Origin of the sequence: Haladaptatus cibarius D43 (assembly GCF_000710615.1) — an archaeon.
GTDB classification, from domain to species: Archaea; Halobacteriota; Halobacteria; order Halobacteriales; family Haladaptataceae; genus Haladaptatus; species Haladaptatus cibarius.
On record NZ_JDTH01000002.1, the window covers coordinates 62,902 to 81,614 of the forward strand.

20 protein-coding genes are annotated in these 18,713 nt (G+C 58.7%); 6 read left to right on the forward strand and 14 right to left on the reverse strand.

Going from position 1 to position 18,713, the window contains the following annotated elements:
• Nucleotides 1-11: 11 nt before the first annotated feature.
• From HL45_RS05505 to HL45_RS05515, 3 genes are all read right to left on the reverse strand, one after another.
• Nucleotides 12-899, reverse strand: a complete 888-nt coding sequence (locus tag HL45_RS05505) for a DNA replication complex subunit Gins51 (RefSeq protein WP_049970153.1) — start codon at nucleotides 897-899, stop codon at nucleotides 12-14.
• Nucleotides 896-2,068: a DNA primase small subunit PriS gene (gene priS, locus HL45_RS05510; protein ID WP_049970154.1), complete on the reverse strand. Its 1,173-nt coding sequence runs from the start codon at nucleotides 2,066-2,068 to the stop codon at nucleotides 896-898. Before priS ends, HL45_RS05505 begins: the two co-directional genes overlap by 4 nt.
• Before the next feature lie 252 nt (nucleotides 2,069-2,320).
• On the reverse strand, nucleotides 2,321-2,809 hold the full coding sequence (locus HL45_RS05515; protein ID WP_049970155.1) for a GNAT family N-acetyltransferase: 489 nt from the start codon (nucleotides 2,807-2,809) through the stop codon (nucleotides 2,321-2,323).
• A 104-nt stretch (nucleotides 2,810-2,913) separates the two neighbouring features.
• On the opposite strand from HL45_RS05515, the gene HL45_RS05520 reads away from it, so the two are divergent.
• The 3 genes from HL45_RS05520 to HL45_RS05530 all read left to right on the forward strand — a co-directional run bounded on the left by HL45_RS05520 (nucleotide 2,914) and on the right by HL45_RS05530 (nucleotide 5,500).
• Nucleotides 2,914-3,324 (forward strand): archease, encoded by a 411-nt coding sequence (locus HL45_RS05520; RefSeq protein ID WP_049970156.1) that lies wholly within the window; start codon nucleotides 2,914-2,916, stop codon nucleotides 3,322-3,324.
• Nucleotides 3,325-3,431: 107 nt separating this feature from the next.
• Complete coding sequence (locus HL45_RS05525) at nucleotides 3,432-4,889, forward strand: RtcB family protein (protein ID WP_049970157.1); 1,458 nt, start codon at nucleotides 3,432-3,434, stop codon at nucleotides 4,887-4,889.
• 71 nt (nucleotides 4,890-4,960) lie between these two features.
• The gene (locus tag HL45_RS05530; protein WP_049970158.1) at nucleotides 4,961-5,500 is read left to right on the forward strand and encodes a hypothetical protein; all 540 of its coding nucleotides are present in this window, start codon (nucleotides 4,961-4,963) and stop codon (nucleotides 5,498-5,500) included.
• A 24-nt stretch (nucleotides 5,501-5,524) separates the two neighbouring features.
• Here HL45_RS05530 and HL45_RS05535 read toward each other — a convergent pair whose 3' ends face one another.
• Entirely contained in the window at nucleotides 5,525-5,830 is a 306-nt protein-coding gene (locus HL45_RS05535; protein ID WP_049971913.1) for a hypothetical protein, read from the reverse strand.
• A gap of 129 nt (nucleotides 5,831-5,959) precedes the next feature.
• On the opposite strand from HL45_RS05535, the gene HL45_RS05540 reads away from it, so the two are divergent.
• Nucleotides 5,960-6,811, forward strand: coding sequence for a translation initiation factor eIF-2B (locus HL45_RS05540; protein WP_049970159.1), 852 nt, complete (start codon nucleotides 5,960-5,962; stop codon nucleotides 6,809-6,811).
• Nucleotides 6,812-6,844: 33 nt separating this feature from the next.
• On the opposite strand, the gene HL45_RS05545 is transcribed toward HL45_RS05540, so the two are convergent.
• Nucleotides 6,845-7,945, reverse strand: a complete 1,101-nt coding sequence (locus HL45_RS05545; RefSeq protein WP_049970160.1) for a Gfo/Idh/MocA family protein — start codon at nucleotides 7,943-7,945, stop codon at nucleotides 6,845-6,847.
• A 374-nt stretch (nucleotides 7,946-8,319) separates the two neighbouring features.
• On the reverse strand, nucleotides 8,320-8,538 hold the full coding sequence (locus HL45_RS20750) for a hypothetical protein (RefSeq protein ID WP_158413665.1): 219 nt from the start codon (nucleotides 8,536-8,538) through the stop codon (nucleotides 8,320-8,322).
• A 71-nt stretch (nucleotides 8,539-8,609) separates the two neighbouring features.
• Between HL45_RS20750 and HL45_RS05555 the strand changes: the two genes are divergently transcribed.
• Nucleotides 8,610-9,041, forward strand: coding sequence for an NUDIX hydrolase (locus HL45_RS05555; RefSeq protein ID WP_049970162.1), 432 nt, complete (start codon nucleotides 8,610-8,612; stop codon nucleotides 9,039-9,041).
• 14 nt (nucleotides 9,042-9,055) lie between these two features.
• On the opposite strand, the gene HL45_RS05560 is transcribed toward HL45_RS05555, so the two are convergent.
• Nucleotides 9,056-10,027 carry a sugar phosphate isomerase/epimerase family protein gene (locus HL45_RS05560; protein WP_049970163.1) on the reverse strand — a complete coding sequence of 324 codons (972 nt, stop codon included), beginning with the start codon at nucleotides 10,025-10,027 and terminating at the stop codon, nucleotides 9,056-9,058.
• Nucleotides 10,028-10,103: 76 nt separating this feature from the next.
• Here HL45_RS05560 and HL45_RS05565 point away from each other — a divergent pair, with 76 nt between their 5' ends.
• Nucleotides 10,104-11,114, forward strand: a complete 1,011-nt coding sequence (locus HL45_RS05565) for a DUF2332 domain-containing protein (protein ID WP_049970164.1) — start codon at nucleotides 10,104-10,106, stop codon at nucleotides 11,112-11,114.
• A gap of 1 nt (nucleotide 11,115) precedes the next feature.
• Here the strand turns inward: HL45_RS05565 and HL45_RS05570 are convergent, their stop codons facing one another.
• The 7 genes from HL45_RS05570 to HL45_RS05600 form a co-directional block, all read right to left on the reverse strand.
• Complete coding sequence (locus tag HL45_RS05570; protein ID WP_049970165.1) at nucleotides 11,116-12,183, reverse strand: Gfo/Idh/MocA family protein; 1,068 nt, start codon at nucleotides 12,181-12,183, stop codon at nucleotides 11,116-11,118.
• A 128-nt stretch (nucleotides 12,184-12,311) separates the two neighbouring features.
• Nucleotides 12,312-12,515: a hypothetical protein gene (locus HL45_RS05575; protein ID WP_049970166.1), complete on the reverse strand. Its 204-nt coding sequence runs from the start codon at nucleotides 12,513-12,515 to the stop codon at nucleotides 12,312-12,314.
• A gap of 1 nt (nucleotide 12,516) precedes the next feature.
• Nucleotides 12,517-13,704, reverse strand: coding sequence for an ABC transporter ATP-binding protein (locus HL45_RS05580; RefSeq protein ID WP_049970167.1), 1,188 nt, complete (start codon nucleotides 13,702-13,704; stop codon nucleotides 12,517-12,519).
• A 6-nt stretch (nucleotides 13,705-13,710) separates the two neighbouring features.
• Nucleotides 13,711-14,658, reverse strand: a complete 948-nt coding sequence (locus HL45_RS05585) for a carbohydrate ABC transporter permease (RefSeq protein WP_049970168.1) — start codon at nucleotides 14,656-14,658, stop codon at nucleotides 13,711-13,713.
• Nucleotides 14,659-15,639, reverse strand: coding sequence for a carbohydrate ABC transporter permease (locus HL45_RS05590; RefSeq protein ID WP_049970169.1), 981 nt, complete (start codon nucleotides 15,637-15,639; stop codon nucleotides 14,659-14,661).
• Between the two features lie 12 nt (nucleotides 15,640-15,651).
• Nucleotides 15,652-17,121, reverse strand: coding sequence for an extracellular solute-binding protein (locus HL45_RS05595; RefSeq protein WP_049970170.1), 1,470 nt, complete (start codon nucleotides 17,119-17,121; stop codon nucleotides 15,652-15,654).
• A gap of 258 nt (nucleotides 17,122-17,379) precedes the next feature.
• Nucleotides 17,380-18,366 carry an aldo/keto reductase gene (locus tag HL45_RS05600; RefSeq protein WP_049970171.1) on the reverse strand — a complete coding sequence of 329 codons (987 nt, stop codon included), beginning with the start codon at nucleotides 18,364-18,366 and terminating at the stop codon, nucleotides 17,380-17,382.
• Nucleotides 18,367-18,713: the final 347 nt, after the last annotated feature.

An 18,713-nucleotide genomic window follows, 5' to 3' on the forward strand; every position in this document is an offset into this window, starting at 1 on the left:
CGACGGGACTGCTACTCCAACTTTTCGGCAGCGTCGCGCTCGATAAGCGGCCCGGCGTTTTCCGCGGGAAGCGTCACCACGTCTTCGGTTGCGAGGTCGTACTCGCGCTCGTCCACGCCGAGGATTTCGCCGATGTCGCGGGTGATTCGAACCGTAGTTCGTTCGTCGGAGAGCGACGGTTCCGAGTCGTCCGCCGCCGCTTCGCTTTCCTCGGCACTCGTCTCGCTTTCCGGCCCGTCCGGGGTTTCGGTCGAGGACGCAGTTCCGGCAGAAGCGGCGTCCTCGGAATCACCCGCGATTGCCGCCGCTTCCGCAGACGGTCGGTGGTCGTCGGATGCGGAGTTCGGTTCGGAACCGGTCGTTTCCGTTTTCGATGATTCCGTTCCCGGACTTGTCTCCGCCGTCCGCGATTCGGCCGACTCCGCTCCGGTCGGAGTGGAGTTGGCGTGTTCCGTTCCAGTTGGCTCGGAACTCATCGTTTCGGTCGGACTGCTATCGGACTGGTTCGGTTCCTCACCGGACAACACGTCGAGGACGGTCGATTTGTTGGATTCGATTCGTTCCACGAGGTCGGAAAATAGTTCCTGTTCCTCGTTCGTCAGCCCCTCTTCGTCCGCCGGAATCCCGGCGGCGGAGAGGCTCGCGCGCTTGACGACTTTGCCGACGCGTCGTTCGTATATCGCTTCGACGACATCCTCTGCTGTCTGGATTTCGTCGGTCAGTCGGTTGACTTCGCTCGAATCGAACGGGTTGTCCGCTCGCTCCGCGGCTCGCTCGCGTTCGTCGCGCAAACTCCCGATGTAGCTCCCCACGTCCTCGTAGAAGGATTCGCGCAGATGCTGTAGGCTATCCTTCGAGCGCTCCTTGCTCTGGACACTGCGGAGTTCGTCGAGATTCATTCTTTCCCTTTTTCTGCCCGGCCACGGGCCATGAGAAAGTTGGCCACGTATTCCGGAGTTGATACATCTCCCGCCGGAAGCCTAAAGCTTTCGCCAGCGAGTTCGACCTGTGCTGTTTCGTCCAGTTCAATCGTCACGTCGTGTCGCGTGAACGTCTCGGGAACCGCATCCCGAAGCGGGTCGAAGTCGGCCAGTTCGTCGTGCGGAATCCGTGTGACTTCCAAACTGCTTCCGCCGTGGAGACTGCCGGGAAGGCGGATGAGTCGATGCGTGTCCGTCGTCACGGGTTCGTCCACCGCGGCGGTTTCGGATTCGAACACGTCCGCTGCGAGAATCTTCGCTAAACCGTAAAACGCCGGATGTACGTCCACGTTGCCGCGCTTGATTTCCGCGTGGTTGTTTTTCGCGGCTTTGTACGCGCCCGCCGCCTTCCCCGCGCCGATGCCGTCGAACTCTTGGAGGCGTTCGAGCGCGTTCTCCTCGTCCATCGCCAGCAGTTCGTCCACGAACGAACAGAGGTGGTCGTGAACCCGCCCGCCCCACCCGCTGTCGGTCGGAAGCGTGCGCTTTTGCGTCGGATTTTTGAGGCCGATTCCGGCGACCGCTTCGGATTGGATGAGCGACTCGAAATCCGCGTCCGCCGCCCGAATGTAGTCTACGATTTCGCGGCGTGCCTCGCGGTCTAATTCGAGAACGCCCTCGTCCCGAACGTGAACGTGGTAGCCTCGACCACCTGAAAAGACGACCGTCATATCCTCGAAGCCGAAATCCCGGTCGAGCAAATCGATCAAGTCTACTAGTTCCTCTTTCCCTCGCGCCAGCATCTCGGCGTAGGGTGTCTCGGGAGTGACGCCGGGCAGGTGGTCTGCGTCCAAATCGAACACGAGGTCTGCGCTTCGCCAGCCCTTCCCGTCCATCGTTCCCGCACCGGGATTTCTGTACTGTCCGGTGGAGAAATACACGTGGCGCGGACGCTCGCGTTCGAGGAACCCGCGAAGGGTTCCGAGGTCGAGCAGCGAGTTGTGGCGAACCATCGTCGTTCCCGTCCCGGACGTCCACGGAATGTAGCCCCACTCGCGCTCGTCCGCGGCGGGCGGGAGTTCCGGTTTTACCGTCCGGTAGTGGTCGCGGAACCGTCCCCGAAGATACGCTCGCGTCCGCGCTTCCATCGTCAGTGGCAAAAACACCGAGTGGTTAAAGCGTTGTTTCTTCGCTTCAAGCAGCCGTTTCGATTTGGAAATCGAGATGCTGCGGGAGAGTGGCGGATTTTGGACAAATTCCGAGATAGCTCTGCTGGCGAAATTCGGTCGACCCGAGAACGTGGAGTAATGCGACGTTACTCGCAGATGTGAGAAAACGAATCCAAAAGTGAAACCACAGACGGAAGCTGTCCGGAAAAACGAAACCGCAGTCGTCCGGTTTTATCCGCGCATGAAGTCAGAAAGACGCTTCGTGATGCTCTCTTCTTCGCCCAGTCGGAGGTAGAACGCGTCACCGCCGTCTTCGTAATAGTTGTCGATTCGGCGTTCGACGGAAAAGCCGAGATGCCGGTAGAAGTCGAGTGCGTTCTGGTTCGTACTCCGCGCGTGGCAGGTGACGGTCGCGTGGTTTTTCGCAACCCGTGCGACCAATCGCTGGCCGAAGCCCTCGCCGCGGAAGTCGGGATTGACCGCGAGAAAGAGGATGTAGCCGTCCCGGCGCACCGCCGCAAATCCAACGATTTGTTCGCCCCCCTCGCCGTCGGTGAGGTAGCAGTAGACGGTCGACCGGCGGTATGCGTCGGTAAAGAACCCTCGCCGTTGTTTCAGCACGTCCTCGCTCTGCCGGATTTTCTCCTTCAACTGCCACGCCTCCTCGACGTAGCGGTTGTCGCCCGGCGAGACGACGCGCGTGTCAATGTTTACACTCACTGAGAGTGAGTAGCAGACAGGTGAATATAATTCCACCGGCATCGCTCGCGGTTTCCAGACTCCGTTTGGCAAGCCTGATACCCACAGCGACCGAGATTTCACCAATGACCTACGCGCTCCGCGAGCATACCGCCGACGTTGCGGTCGAAGCCACGGGAAAATCCCTTTCCGCCGTTTTCGCCGCCGTCGCCGACGGACTGGCCGCCGCGATGTGCGACGACATACCCGATGCAGGCGAGCGATTCGACATCGAAGTGAGCGCCGAAAATCGGGAGGCATTGCTGTTCGATTATCTTGACGAACTTATCTACGAACGCGATGTTCGGGCCGTCCTCCCGGTGGAAAACGAGGCGAGCGTCCACGACGCCAACGGCGAGTGGACGCTCGCGGGAAGCGCGCGAGGTGTGCCCCTCTCTGGACTCGGGGCACGCGAAATCAAAGCCGTGACGTACTCCGAGATGGCAATCGAGGAAACGGCAGATGGATGGCGCGCCTACGTCGTTTTCGACGTGTAAACCACTCACGTCGTTTTCGATGTCTGATTTATTTTCCTTCCTGCGGGGACGGTAACCGCCAACCGAACCCCGAAACGTCTTCGGGGTTCGGGCATCTACCTTCGAGTATGAACACGTACACCGCGGGAGACATCACGCTCGAACAGGTTCGAGAGTACGTCTGGGAAATCCCGCAAGAAGGGGACATGGGGACGCCAGCGCGGGTGTTCGCCAGCGAAGAGCTACTGGAACAAATCGCGGACGACAAGACGTTAGAACAGTTGAAAAACACGACCCACCTACCGGGCGTCCAGAAGTACGCCCTCTGCATGCCGGACGGCCATCAGGGGTACGGGTTCCCCGTCGGTGGGGTCGCCGGAATCGACGCCGAAAACGGCTGTATTTCGCCGGGCGCGGTCGGCTACGACATCAACTGCGGGGTTCGGATGATGCGGACGAACCTCACCTACGACGATTTGCACGGAAAAGAAGAGGAACTCGTGGACGCCCTCTTCGCCAACATCCCGTCGGGACTCGGCGGCGGCGGCGTCGTGGAAGGCGACATCGACGCCGTCAACGACGTTCTCGACCGGGGGATGGCGTGGGCGCTGGACGAAGGCTACGCGACGGAAGCTGATTTGGCTCACTGCGAGGATGAAGGAGTCCGACAGGAAAGCGACCCCGCTGCCATCTCACAGAAGGCGAAAGACCGCGGCAAAAACCAGTTGGGAAGCCTCGGCAGTGGCAACCACTTCCTCGAAGTCCAGCGCGTGACCGACGTGTTCCGCGAGGATGTCGCCGAGGCCTACAGCCTCTCGGAAGACCAAATCGTCGTCCTCATCCACTGTGGTAGTCGGGGATTGGGCCATCAGGTCTGTAACGACTACCTGCGGAAAATCGAGAAAACCCACTCGGGCCTGCTATCGAAACTCCCGGACAAGGAACTCGCCGCGGCCCCTGCGGGAAGCCAACTCGCAGAGGAGTACTATCAGGCGATGGGCGCGGCAATCAACTTCGCGTGGGTGAACCGCCAACTCATCATGCACCGAACGCGGCAGGTCTTTTCGCGCGTGTTCGGCCAGTCGTGGGAGGCCATGGAGATGGAACTGCTGTACGACGTGGCCCACAACATTGCGAAAAAGGAAACCCACGACGTGAACGGCGAGGAAAAAGAACTGTTCGTTCACCGAAAAGGTGCAACACGCGCATTCCCGGCAGGCCATCCCGAGGTGCCCGGCGCATACATCGACGTGGGGCAACCAATCATCATCCCCGGAAGCATGGGCGCGGGAAGCTACGTCCTCTGTGGCGGCGAGGAGTCCATGAACCTCAGTTTCGGTTCGACTGCCCATGGAGCAGGCCGGGTGATGAGTCGGACGCAGGCGAAAAAGGATTACTGGGGCGGCGACGTGCAGGACGAACTGGAACAAGAACACATCTACGTCAAAGCCCAAAGCGGCGCGACAGTCGCGGAGGAAGCGCCGGGCGTCTACAAGGACGTGGACGAGGTCGTGAAAGTATCCGACGCGCTCGGAATCGGCGACAAGGTGGTTCGGACGTATCCCGTCTGCAACATCAAGGGGTAGATGAAGAGATAGGTAAAACACTTCTTTCACTAATCAAAAGCTTTTGATACCTCTTGTGACGAAAGAAGAGTATGCGACGACGAGCGGTGCTCAGCACGCTGGCCACGGGTACCACCGCTGGCTGTATCGGTGGGATTCTCGGACTGTCATCGGACGACTCTCGATTCACCATCGAGAACGATTCGGTGCCGGACGGACTGCCAGCGACGCTTTCCGCGACGCTCGTTTCGGGTGCGACTGCGGAGCATCCGCCGATGCTCCGCGTAACGTTCGAATGTACCGCAGAATCCAAACAGGCGATTCGATTCGGCTACCCCAGTCCGTTTTCGGATGTCGTCAGCGCCGACACGGATGGGTCGAGACTCGTCCTCCAGTACAAACCCGATTCGAACGACAGACGTAACGGATGCTGGCAAAGCGGCCACCTCGGCGGGCGGGGAACGACCGAGCGACAGACGCTCGAACCCGGCGAGAAATCACAGGTCGAATGGGCAGTTCTTAGTTACGCGAAAAACGAATCGTGCTTTCCGAGCGGTCGCTACCGATTCGAAGACCAGTACAGCGTCGGTGGCGAAACGTACAGTTGGGGATTCTGGTTCCGAGTACGGTGAATCTGCTGGACGAGTGTTGCGTTCTCAGGTTCTGAAATCGAAGTTCGGCGCGTCTTCTGGCCTGAGTGGAACGTGTGGGTCAAGTTCCTCGCCGTCTTCGAATTTGATGAAGTTGAGGTAGTACAGTTCGCCACAGCCATCTTCGTCGGTTTCACTCGCTCCGCAAACGATTTGCACGCCGTCCGCGTCCTCGAAATCGTCGTAGGCGTTTTCGTACTCCCAGCCATCTAAGGGGTCTGCGGTCACCGACTTGTCGGCGAGGTTGGCGTCGCGTTCCAGTGTGACGATTGCGCCGCAGTGAGGGCAGTAGTAGCGGACAGGGACAGTCATCGTTGGAGGTTGGTGACGAACGGACGTAAACTGTGCGTCGGCGCGTCGGTTCGTCCCGGCGAACCGACGCGCCATTCGAGAAAGCGCAAACCCAGAACAATCTTGTAGCCCGGCGAACACCGTTAGTGCATGATAGACGAGACAGTCGAGGAGATACAGGAGATGCAAACGCACAGCTCCTCGACCGTCGCGGTCAAGGCTGCCCGCGCGTTAGAAGACCTCCTTAGCCGTGATTTCGAGACGGTCGAAGAGTTCGAGCGAGCGCTCGACCACAACAGCAACGCCCTCCGTCGTGCGAATCCCTCTCATGCATCGCTCGTCACGACACAGAGGGCAATCGTAAAGATGGTTACGGACGCAGAAAGCGAATCGGTCGAGCAGTCAAAAGACCAGATGCAACAGGCCATCGACAGCGTGGTCGAACAGGTCGTCACGGCAAAGCGTCGGGCCGCCGAAAACGCCACCCCGCAGTTCGAGGACGGGATGACCGTCATGACTCACGACTACTCCTCGACGGTGCTTGAGGCGGTCGAAAACGCCGTCACCAAGGGTTCCTATCTCGACGTGTACGTGCTGGAAGCCAGACCGCGCTACCTCGGACGCAAAACCGCCCGCGTCCTCGGCGAAATCGACCAAGTCGATGTGACGCTCATCATCGACAGCGCGGCGGGCCACTATCTGCCCAAGTGTGACCGCGTGTTCACCGGGATGGACTGTATCGTTGACGGAACCCTCTACAACCGCGTCGGGACGTTCCCGCTCGTCGCCACCGCGAACGAGGTGAACGTTCCCGTCACTACCGTCGGTTCCAGCGCGAAAATCGTCGGCGAGGCGTTCCGCTTCGAGAACGATTTCAGGTCGGCCAGCGAAGTCATTCGAGAACCGGCCGAAGGGTTTTCCGTGGAGAATCCTGCCTACGATGCAACTCCCACTAACATGCTCGATTCCGTCGTGACGGACGAGGGAACGTGGGAATACTGAACTGAAACGGTCGTTATTCTACTCGACGTTTACCTACTCGACGTTCACCCACTCGCCGTTTTCATCACTTCTCTCAATCGTATTCAACACCTTCTGCACTTTTAGCCCGTCCGCGAAGTTCGGATGATATTCCTCCTCCGAATCGACTGCGGAGAGGAACTCGTAATTCTCGTGGACGAAGGTGTGTTCCCACCCGATGACGTGGCCCGGCGGCCACCAGTGGTCGATGTAGGGGTCGGATTCGTCGGTGACGAGAATTGTCTCATAGCCCCGGTTGTCGTCCCGCAGGAGTTCCAGTTCATTGAGGCGTTCGAGCGAGAACTTCAGGCTTCCTTCCGAGCCGTGAACCTCGATTGTGTGGTCGTTTTTGTGTCCCGTGGCGAACCGGGAAGCTTCGAACGTTCCCATTACGCCGCCTTCCAGTTCAGCCTGCGCGGAGTAGGCGTCGTCCACCGTGACTGGTTTAGTTTCGTCTTCTCCTTCTACCGGGCGCTCGCCCACGAAGGTTCGGAGGTGACCCGACACGCGCTCTACGTCGCCCACGAGGAACTGCGCGAGGTCGATGGTGTGCGCGCCGAGGTCGCCGAGCGCGCCACTGCCCGCCAACTCCGCGTCGTTGCGCCACGACCACGGAGCTTCGGGGTCAACCAGCCAGTCCTGCAAGTACGTTCCTCGGAACTGGTGAATCTCGCCGAGTTCGCTGTCCTCGATGAGTTGCTTAGCGTACCGAATCGCCGGAACGAACCGATAGTTGAACGCAGTCGCGGTCGGTACCCCCGCCGATTCCGCCGCGTCGGCCATTCGCTCCGCGTCTGAGAGGTTTGCGGCCAGTGGTTTTTCCGAGAGAACCGGGGTGCCTGCTTCCAGCGCGGCGATGGAGGGTTCTGCGTGGACGAAATTTGGCCCAAGGTTGTAGAACACGTCCACCTCGGCTACGACTTCCTCCCAGTCCGTGCTGGTGTTTTCGAATCCGAGGCGGTCTGCGGCCTCCGTCAGTGCTTTTTCGTCTCTCCCGACGAGAACGTGGCGCTCTACGTCCGGCGCGTCCGGGAAGAACATCGGTAGGCGGGCGAGGGCGTTCGCGTGGGCTTTCCCCATGAATCGGTAGCCTAACACTCCGACTTTGAGACTCATGGGTTGGGGTACTTTGTGCGACCGCTTAGTGTTTGATGGCCCGCGATGAATTCGTGGTCGAGAGTAGATTGGTTTCGTTGGTGTAAAAACGGCTTTTCGACCCTCTGTTTGTTCGATTTTGCTAGTTGTTGCTGACTCCAATGACACTACACGCATGACGGAATAGCAGTACTAGATTCGAGTCAGTGTCTGTTTGTCGGTAGCAAGTCACGACTCCAATCATACCGCCACCGTCAGTATCCCCACTCCTCCCCGCCAGCGCGGGAATGCACTCACGCCTCACTGTCGTTCGGCATTCGTGCGAATCGAGCTGGCGCACCCTTGTGGTTAGTCAATCAAGCGATATGGCGCGCGCTGGCGTGGCATCGAGGAGTTCACCTCCGAGAAGGTGAGCCAAAGCCGCGCGAGGGATGACTGAGGAACGCAGTGACGAAAGAATCGGTTGGGGAGGCGTGTGGCGAACGAGATTTCGAAGAAATCTCGAACGCGAGTAGCGCGGAACTGTGTTCCGCGGACAGTCGAGCGGCGAAGCCGCGAGACGACGGTGCAACCGCGAGCAGGCGGTGCGGCGGCAGTTTCATTGGAGTCGGCATCAGTCTCCGCCAATCGAAACATCACAATCTTCTTGACATTTGTCCGATTATCGTCGTTCCTCACGAAATCCATGTTCGAAAATCACATTCGCGTCTCGGCCCGAGGACTCGTCTGGCGGGACGACGAACTACTCGTCGCTCGGGACGAGAAACCGGGAGAGGACAAGCCATTTTACTACCCTGTCGGCGGCGCGGTCGAGTTCGGGGAATACAGTGAGGACGCCCTTCGCAGGGAGTTCAAGGAGGAATTGGGCGTCTCACTCACGAACGTCACCTACCGCGAAACCTACGAAGGACTGTTCACGTTCGACGGCAATCCCGCGCACGAACTTTGGCGCGTCTACGAAGCGAACATCGTGGAATCGTGGCCCTACGAGCAAGACGAGTTTTCCGGCTACGAAGCCGAGTTCGACGAAGAAATCGAGTGCTTCTGGAAATCCCCGACCGAGTTTTCGGAGGGGAAAGAGACGTTCTATCCCGAACAGATTCTCCCAGATTTGTAGTCTTCTAATTCGCTCTATTCCGCCCAGTAGGCTTCGCCAGGCGTCGTCCTGAACACCACGCGTTCTACCATCTCGACGGCCTTCTCCAACCCTTCGTTCGAACTGGTCAGCGAATCCTCGTGTTCGATGGAGAGGGTGCCGTCGTACTCAATCATCCTGAGCGCACTGACGATGTCCTTCCAGTGCTCTTCGCCGTGGCCGTAGCCGACGGAGCGGAACAGCCACGAGCGGTTCGCTTCCTCGTCGTAGGGCGTCGTGTCGAGGACGCCTTTGTAGCGGGCTTGGGACTCGTAGACTTTCGTGTCCTTGGCGTGGAAGTGGTGGATTGCGTCGTGTTCGCCGAGGAAGCGGATGGCTTCGACGACGTCGATTCCTTGCCAGTAGAGGTGGCTCGGGTCGAAGTTCGTCCCGATTCGTTCGTTCGTCGCGTTCCGAAGTTCGAGCATCCCGACGGGTTCGTGGACGAGCATGTTCGGGTGCATCTCGATTGCCACGTCCACGCCGTGGTCTGCCGCGTGCTCCGCCAAATCGCGCCAGTAGGGGATGGCGACTTCTTCCCACTGGTAGGTGTGCGCCTCGTCGTGTTCCGATGGCCACGGGGCGGTAATCCAGTTCGGCACCTCGTCGTTCGGGCCGCCAGCAGGGAGTCCGGAGAAGCAGGTTACTGTGTCGACACTGAGTTGGTCGGCCAACTGAATTGCCTCGCGGAGTTCGGTGTCGGCTTCTTCTGCCTGCTCGTCGTCGGGATGAAGTGGATTGTTGTGGGTTGCCAGCGCGCTTACGTGCATGTCGTGTTCGGCCAGCAGGGAGTGCAACTCTCCCTGTGCGTCGTCATCGTCCAGATATTCGTCGCGCGGGAGGTGGGTGTCGCCGGGATAGCCGCCGACGCCGGGTTCGATAGCGTCCACGCCGATATCATCGAGATACGCGAGCGCGTCGGAAAGCGATTCACCGTACAGTGGCGGAGTGTGAACGCCGATGTCCATAGCATGAACCATTACTTCGGTCGGGAATAAAATTTCGGTGGCAACGCTTACGCCCCCGGTCTTCCATTCTCCGAACATGAGCCTTGCCGAGCAGTTCGAGTGGTTCGCTGACTGGTGTGTTGGAACGTCGCCCCTGTACGAGGGGATTTCGCGCGAAATCGCGGACGACCCGGAGCTGCTCGCGCTCGCGGAGGAAATCCCGCCGAAGCGCGGCACGCCGAACATTTTGTTTGCGGCGGTGCACTGGCACCTCCTCGGTGGTGTTGACCACGAACTCGCAGAGTACTATCCGACTCTTACGGACGACCCAAAATCGGGAAATCCGTTTCCAGCATTTCGGGAGTTCTGTCTCGAATACGAAACTGAACTACTCCCCCTCCTGCGCAACCGCAGAACCCAGACGAACGCGGTTCGGCGCTGTACCGCCCTCTTCCCGGCATTCTTTCGTGTCTCCCGCGAAGTCGGCGGCGAACCCCTCGCATTGATCGAACTCGGCCCCAGCGGCGGACTCAACCTCTGCTGGAACCAGTACGCCTACGATTACGGCGATGCTGGCCAGTTCGGGACGAGCGACTGCGTCCTCGATTCGGAACTCCGGGGAGAGAAAACCCTCCCCGTCTCGGACGACTTTCCCGCAATCGCTTCCCGCATCGGAATCGACCTGAATCCGCTTTCCGTACAGGACGAAAAAGACGTTCGCTGGCTCCGCGCGCTCATCTGGCCGGAACACGAAGACCGCCACCGACTGCTTCAGCAGGCCGCGGATGTGGCACAGCAGCATCCGCCCGACCTCCGGCAGGGTGACGCAATCGAGGAACTGCCGGACGTGCTTGCCGAGATTCCGAACGACGTTCCGGTCTGCGTTTTCGACACGCAGATGCGCTATCAACTGCCCGACTCGACCCAAGACCGCCTCCGGGCACATATCGAATCCGCGGCAGAACGCCGAGAACTGCACTGGTTGTCGGGCCACGAATCGACTGACGAGTGGGATAACGCCTTCACGCTCGACTGGTTCGACGGCGAGGAGTACACGCCGCTCGTCGCCTACGAACAACACGGAAAATGGCTTCGATGGTTGCAGTAATCTATTCCAACTGCACTGCCTGTTCGTTCTTCGAGGAACGATAGACAGCGTCGATGACGCGCTGAACCGTCAGCGCTTGCTCGATGGTGTTCATCTTCGGCGCGACGCCGTCACGAACAGCTTCGAAGAAGACGCGCTGTTCCGCTTTATGGGCGTCTTCCTGTCGGGTTCTGACGCTGGTGTCCGAGAAGTGGTCTGCACCGACCATGCTCGTCTCGTACATCGTGAGCGAGTCGTCGCTCTTGTCGAAACTCGCACCGGCGTCGGTTCCGCGGACGTGGTATTTTTCACTGGATTCGCGGTTCGCGGCCCACGCGACTTCGAGTGCGATAGTTTTCCCGCCTTCACAGCGGATGAACGCGCTCACCGAGTCGTCAACCGTGAACGTGCCGGATTCGGTGTCGTCGCCCCACATTTCGAGGTAGGTGTAATCCTCTCGGCTTCCGAACTGAGAACGAACTTCGCCGCTGACTTCTTTGACGTTCGGGAAGTCATGAAGGTGCAGTGCGAGGTCGATAGCGTGGACGCCGATGTCGATGAGCGCGCCGCCACCCGCCACGTCGCGGTTCGTGAACCACGAACCGCGACCCGGAATGCCTCGGCGTCGGATGTAGTTCGCTTCGACGTGGCGCGTCTTACCGAATCGTCCCTCGTGTTGGTAGCCCTTGATGACTTCGACAGGGTTGCGGAATCGGTTATGGAAGCCGACCATACAGAAACCGTCGGCGTTCCGGGCCGCTTCCGCGATTCGCTCCGCGCTCTCCAGCGTGTGCGCGAGCGGTTTTTCGAGCAGCACGTCGAGTCCCGCGTTCAGCGCGGCGACGGCGTACTCCTCGTGAAACTTGTTCGGTGTCGTGACGATGACACAATCGACGTCTGCTTCGTACAGTTCTTCGTAGCTCTCGAACGAGCGGGTGTCGTATTTCTCGGCAAACCGCGCACGGGCGTCGGGATTAATATCGACGCCACCGACGATTTCGTGACGCAAATCAGTGATTCTATCAGCGTGATAATGTCCAATATTTCCGAGACCGACGAACCCAACTCGAACCGGCTCACTGGCACTCATACTTACGGCTCACCTGTGAGACGGTGTTATTCTTTTCCTTTTGCTCGCTCGGTTTTACCGAGCTGGTACTTTCGCTTCGAAAACGGAACGATTGTCCGACACAGTTCTGATGGTCGCGGGGAGTCACGTCAGTACAACTGCTGTTTTTTGTCTTCGCGTTCGCGCTCCCGCTCCTCTTCCGCTTTCTGTGCACGCCGATTTTCGATGAGTGTTCGGAGGCCGGGGATGATTTTGTTTTTCAAATCGAGGACGAACGAGACGATACCGTACGCCCAGAAGAAAAACAGGAGCGTCCCCGCCCCGAAATACACCACTCCGAACTCCACCGCCATCTCAGTCGTCCCCCTCCGCCTCGGTGCTGGTAGGTCCTGCTTCGACGGGCGCAAATTCGAGGCCGTGTGCGATGGCATCGCCCGTCTCGGTGTCGAACAGGTGAATCCGCTCCCTGTCGAGGACGATTTCCACGTCTTCGTCCGTATCGATGTCTTTGTCCGGGTTGACGCTCATCAGCAGTTGATGAGCGTCGTCAGCCTCGGCGTCCATTCCCACCGTCTCACCCTCACCGGTGAGGATGTAGACGAAGATTTCGTCGCCCATTGGTTCCAGCACGTCCGTCCGGGCGTCGACGCGACTGGTCGGGTTCGACACGTTGCCAGCGTCCTCCACGAGATACACGTCTTCGGGGCGGACACCCATCGTCAGCGTGTCGTCCACCGACACGCTGTTGAGTTGGCCGGTGTCGAACTCGACGTGGTAGTCCGGTGTCTGGAGTCCGTTGGAATCGACGACGCCCTCCACGAAGTTCATGCTCGGCGACCCGATGAAGCCCGCGACGAACAGGTTCTTCGGTTCGTTGTAGCAGTCGAGCGGCGGGTCGAACTGCTGAAGTTCACCTTTGTTGATGACTGCGACGCGGTCGGACATCGTCATCGCCTCTGCCTGGTCGTGCGTGACGTAGATGATGGTCGCGTCGAGTTCCTTGTGGAGTCGCTGGAGTTCGGTGCGCATGTGAACGCGCAGTTTTGCGTCCAGATTCGCCAGCGGTTCGTCCATCAGGAACACGTCGGGTTCGCGCACGATTGCACGCGCAATGGCGACACGCTGGCGCTGACCACCGGACATCTCGTCGGGCATTCTGTCGAGCATGCCTTCGAGTTGGACGATTTCCGCCGCGTTCTCGACGCGACGGTCGACTTCTTCTTTCTCGTAGTTTCTGAGTCTCAGCCCGAAACTGATGTTGTCGTACACGTCCATGTGCGGGAACAACGCGATGTTTTGGAACACCATCGCAATGCCGCGGTCTTTCGGCGGAAGTTTGGTTACTTCTCGCCCCGCGATGGAAATCGTCCCGTCCGACGGAATCGTCAGCCCCGCGATGGTTTCGAGCGTCGTGGATTTGCCACACCCCGACGGCCCGACGAGCGTGACGAACTCGCCGTCCCGAATATCGAGGTTCATGTCATCGACTGCCGTTACATCGTCGTACCGTTTCGAAACGTGTTCTAAGTTGACTTCACCCATTGTGTATCACTCCTTCAGCGCGCCAGCGGTGAGACCGCTGACGATTTTTTCCTGTGCGATGACGACGAGGATTGCGATGGGCAGGACGCCCACGATGCTCGCCGCCGCCATCAAGTTGTAGAACTCCGCGTACTGGCCTTGGTACCCCAGAATCCCCCACAGCAGTGGTGCCCAGTTCTGTACCTCCCCGTTGGTCATGAGGAACGAGAAGAAGAACTCGTTGTACACCGAGATAAATGTTAGCACTCCTGCGGTGGCCACGCCCGGCGCGGACAGCGGGATGATGACTCGGAACAGCGCGCCGAGTCGGGTCGTCCCCTCGATTCGCGCGGCGTCCTCCAAGCCGTCCGGAATCTGGCCGTAGAACGTCGTCAGGATGAATATCGAGAGGGGCATGAACAACGCGCTGAACGGGAGCACCATCGCGCCCGGCGTGTTGTACAGCATCGGACTGCTAAGGCCGAATATCTCGACGTTCCCCGTGAACAACCGGAACAACGGCAGTAGGAACGCCGCTGGCGGGAAGTACGAGATGGCGAGGATGAGCAGCATCAACGCACCCCGTCCCGGGAACGACAGTCGCCCGAAGACGTAGCCAGCGAGGCTCGCTAACACCAACACGATTGCCGTGGTGACGAGCGCGAGCACGAAACTGTTGAACATGTACAGATGGAACGGTAACTGCTCGAAGATTTCTACGAACACGCCGGGGTTGAATCCTTTCGGTAGGAACCAGACGTTTATAATCGACTCGCGCGGCGTCAGCGCCAGCACGAGGAGCCAGTAGAATGGGAACAGTGTGGTGAACAGGAAGAAAATCGTCACCACGTAGAACATCGCCTGATAGGTTCGTTCCGGATCCTGAATCGACCCCTGCACCCATCGCTGGAACGGCCCTTGCGTCGTCTCTGCCTGCTGCCGACCGTCGGTTTGTGTTTGTTCTGTTTGTGCCATTCAGAATCCTCCCTGCGAGTCGCGGAATTTCACGATGTATATCGACACCACGATTCCGATGATTGCCGCCGTGACGAACGCGACTGCCGCCGCAGTGCCGTATCGTCGCGTACTGAACGTTGTGACGACCAGACAGGACAGCGACGGAACCGTCGTACAGCCGGAGACGGTTTCGATGAGTCCGTACACCCGCATCGCCGCGATGGTGCGGAACAGTAGGGCAACGAGCACCGTCGGAAGTACGAGCGGTAAGGTAATCATCCGGAACTGTTGCCATTTCGACGCACCTGCGACCTTCGCCACGTCGTAGAGACTCCGGTCGATGCTCTGGAGTCCGGCGAGGATGAGCAACGCCATGAACGCCGTCGTCTTCCAGATGTCCGCGAGAATAATGATACCCAGCGCGGAACTGCTGTTGGCCAGCGGCGTGCTGGTTAACCCTATCATCTCGGTGAGATTCGCACCGAACCCGATGCCCGGTTGGAACATCAGGTAGAAAATCATGCCCTGAATGACGATGGGAACCGCCCACGGAATGATGATTGCCACGCGCACCCAGCGTCGCCCACGGAAGTCTTGGTCGAGAACGAGTGCCTGTCCGAAGCCGATAATCGTCTCGATGAGGACGCTTGCTATCGTGAAGATGAACGTCACGATGAGCGCGCTTTTGAACGGTTGGCTGAAGTCGATAAACGGTTGTGGCAGTGCCACCGTGTCCAGCTTTCCGGTCAACAGGTCGGTGTAGTTCTGGAGGCCGACGAACTCCCCGACTTGTGATGCGCCGCGAAGGCTGTCGGCACGAAGGGACATCTCGAACGTGCTTAGCAGTGGCCAGAACGCGATGACGCCGAGCAGTAACAGTGCGGGCGTCAACAGCAGGTAGGCGAACTGCGTTTCGCTCAGATTCTCTATCCATCTGACCGCGCCAGCGTACGCCCCTGACTCTTCCTGTGGTTTTTCGGTCGCTTGTTCGGTTGACATTCTTCGCTACCTCTACTCGTTGTACTCCTCGATTTCCGTGATTTGCCTGTTCAATGTTGACATCGCCTGTTGTGGGGACTGATCGCCCGCATAGGACGCGAAAACGCTCTGTGCAATCTTCCCGGATTCTTGCGGCCAGACGACCGAAACGGGGCGCGGAAGCGCGTTCTGTCCCGCGACTTTCAACGTATCGACGTAGCGACCCATGATGGGTACGTCTCTCGCTCGTTGTGTTTCGAGCAGGTCTGGCTCGGGCGGAATCCACCCGATGATTTCGAACAGTTTGAGCTTGAAACTCTCCGACGTCATCGCTTCGAGAACTTGTAACGCCTTGTCTTTCTTTCTCGTGTTCGGGTTAATAGCGACGTTCCATCCGCCGAGGGCGGACGCGACGCCGCCGAGTCCTTGTTTGTTTATCTGTCCCGCTTCGACGCCATACGGAATCGGCATAACGCCGAGGTTTTCACCGAATCCGCCTTCCGATTTCGGAGCACCGTTGATGTTGATGGAGTAGGGCCAGTTGCGGTGCATTACCGCGTTTCCGTTGCTGAACGGCGCGCGTGAGGTTTCTTCGATCCAGCTGAGGACGGCCCGCGGTGCGATACCGCCCTCGAAATCGTTCAACGTGTTCGGCGCATTGTTGCCGTGGATGAACGTCCGAATCATCTTGATGGAGTCGATAACGTGCTGTGAGTCCAAGGTCACGGGGCGGTTTCCGACCGGCCCGAGCAAGTTATCGACACTGCCGAAGTACGTCCCGCCCCAACTGGTCATGAACTCGTTGAAGTCACAGCAGGACAGTCCCTCGTAGGCGCTCGCTTGGAAGGTAAATCCGTAATCGATGTTCTGGTTATCTTGGAGGACTTTCTTCGTAACTTGCGAAAACTTCTTCCACGAAATCCCCTCCGTCGCCCAGTTTTCCTGATCCGGATTAAATCCTGACTGCCGTACCAAATCCTTACGATACTGTATCGTTCCGAAGTCGGAAAACAGCGGGATTGCGTAGAGGTCGCCGTCGTTCGATTTACCGGTGGTGACGCTCCCCTGAAAATAATCGTTGTTGACCTTATTGAGCGCCTCGCTCGCAAGGTTGTCGCTCAAATTGAGCAGTTGACGGCGTGCGATGAACGGAATCGCCCACCCGCTGTCCACGAGCAACAAGTCGGGTTCTTCGAGATTCGCGGACAGCCACCGTTGGTATTGGGACTGGCGAGCACCAGTCTGTTCGTTTCCCGCGAGAACTTCGAGCCTGATGTTCTCGTCGAGTCCTGCTTCGTGCAGTGCAGTTTCTATCGCGTCTTTGTTGGTTCTGACGTCGTCATCGGCGGCCCACTGTATTACGTTGGGGTTACTGCTGCTCCCCCGTCCAGTACAGCCAGCAAGACCCGCGGCGGCACCGGATGCCCCGACAGCTTTCACGAACTTCCGTCGTGAAACGCCGTCTCGCCGACGACGGTCATCACCCTCGCTAACACCAACCATACGGTTGTAGGACGGAAGGATTGCATTTATAACTTTGGTGCGATTGACTACTTGCGTTGTTATCTTTTCCGACCACGAACTATCACTTTCGTGCAGATTGAGTAGATGATGAGTAAAACTATTTATGGCCGAACAGTATCACTTCAGCGGATAACTACCCGAAAAAGTGGCGGTAGTCGTATTGTCCGTCTCTGGTACAGTCAAGCGCTAGTACATCTTTCGCTCGGCTTCGTTTCCTCGAATCGCAGAACCTCTTCGTTACAACCCGGCGATTTCCCGCGACCAGACCGGTGATTTCGGCGATTCGAGCCGTTCCAGTTCGGAATCGGAGAGTGCGACATCGAGCGACGACACGTTCTCCGCAAGATGCTCTCCGGTTCGCGGGCCGATAATCGGCGAATCAACGACGGGTTTGTGCAGTAACCACGCCAGACTCACCTGCGCTGGCGTCACACCTTTCTCCTCGGCAATGGCGCGAACCTCGTCCAACACGGCCCAGTTTTCGTCGGTGAACCGCGCCTCCGTGTGGTCGTCCTCCGTCGCCCGCCCCTCGGTCGGTTCCTCGTCACGGTTGTACTTCCCGGTCAAAAACCCGCCCGCGAGCGGCGACCACGGAATGACGCCGACGCCTTCCGACTCGCAGACGGGCAGAACGTTTTCTTCCTCGTGGCGGTCTACGAGGTTGTACTCCGGTTGCATGCAGGTGAATCGCTCGTAGTCTTGCAGGTCGCTCTCGGAGAGGGCTTTCGAGAACTGCCAGCCAGCCATCGAACTCGCGCCGATGTAGCGAACTTTGCCCGACTCTACGAGGTAATCCAGCGTGGACAGCGTCTCCTCGATTGGGGTTTCGTCGTCCCAGCGATGGATTTGGTAGAGGTCGATGTAGTCGGTTCCCAGTCGGTCGAGGCTGGCTTCCGCTTGGTCGAGAATATGCTTTCGGGAGAGGCCCTGTCCGTTTGGATAATCACCCATCTTCCCGAACACCTTCGTCGCAATCACGAGTTCGTCGCGGTTTCGCCCCTCGATTGCTTTGCCGACGATTTCTTCGCTCTCCCCCCGCGAGTAGACGTTTGCGGTGTCGAGGAAGTTGATACCCATCTCCAGCGCGTCGTCGAGCAATTCCAGACTGGCCTCCTCGTCGTTCATCATCCACGGCTGACTGCTTCCGAAGTTCATACAGCCGAGACAGAGGCGCGAGACATCGAGGCCGGTGTCGCCGAGTTTGGTGTACTCCATTTCGGTCATGGTTCGCTAGATTGGTTCTTTGGGGGTCGGTAAATGGCTGTGGGCAGATGGCGTGAATCGCTTGTCGTCAGCGTTTTTCAGGTGGGAGTTGGGGGAGTTCACTGCCAACGTTGCCGACACCACTGAAACCGCACCGCGACAAAAATTACTATTTCTGAGACGAACTGGTTTCGAACAAGTTGATTGCAGTTCCCGACTCCAATGAAAACCGCAACCGCACCGCCTGCTCACGGTTGCACCGTTCGCCATCGAGATTTCTCCGAAATCTCGTACCCGCCTACACGCCTCCCCAATCGATTCCTTCGTCACTGCAGTCCTCGGTTATCCATCGTCGGAGACAAGCTCCG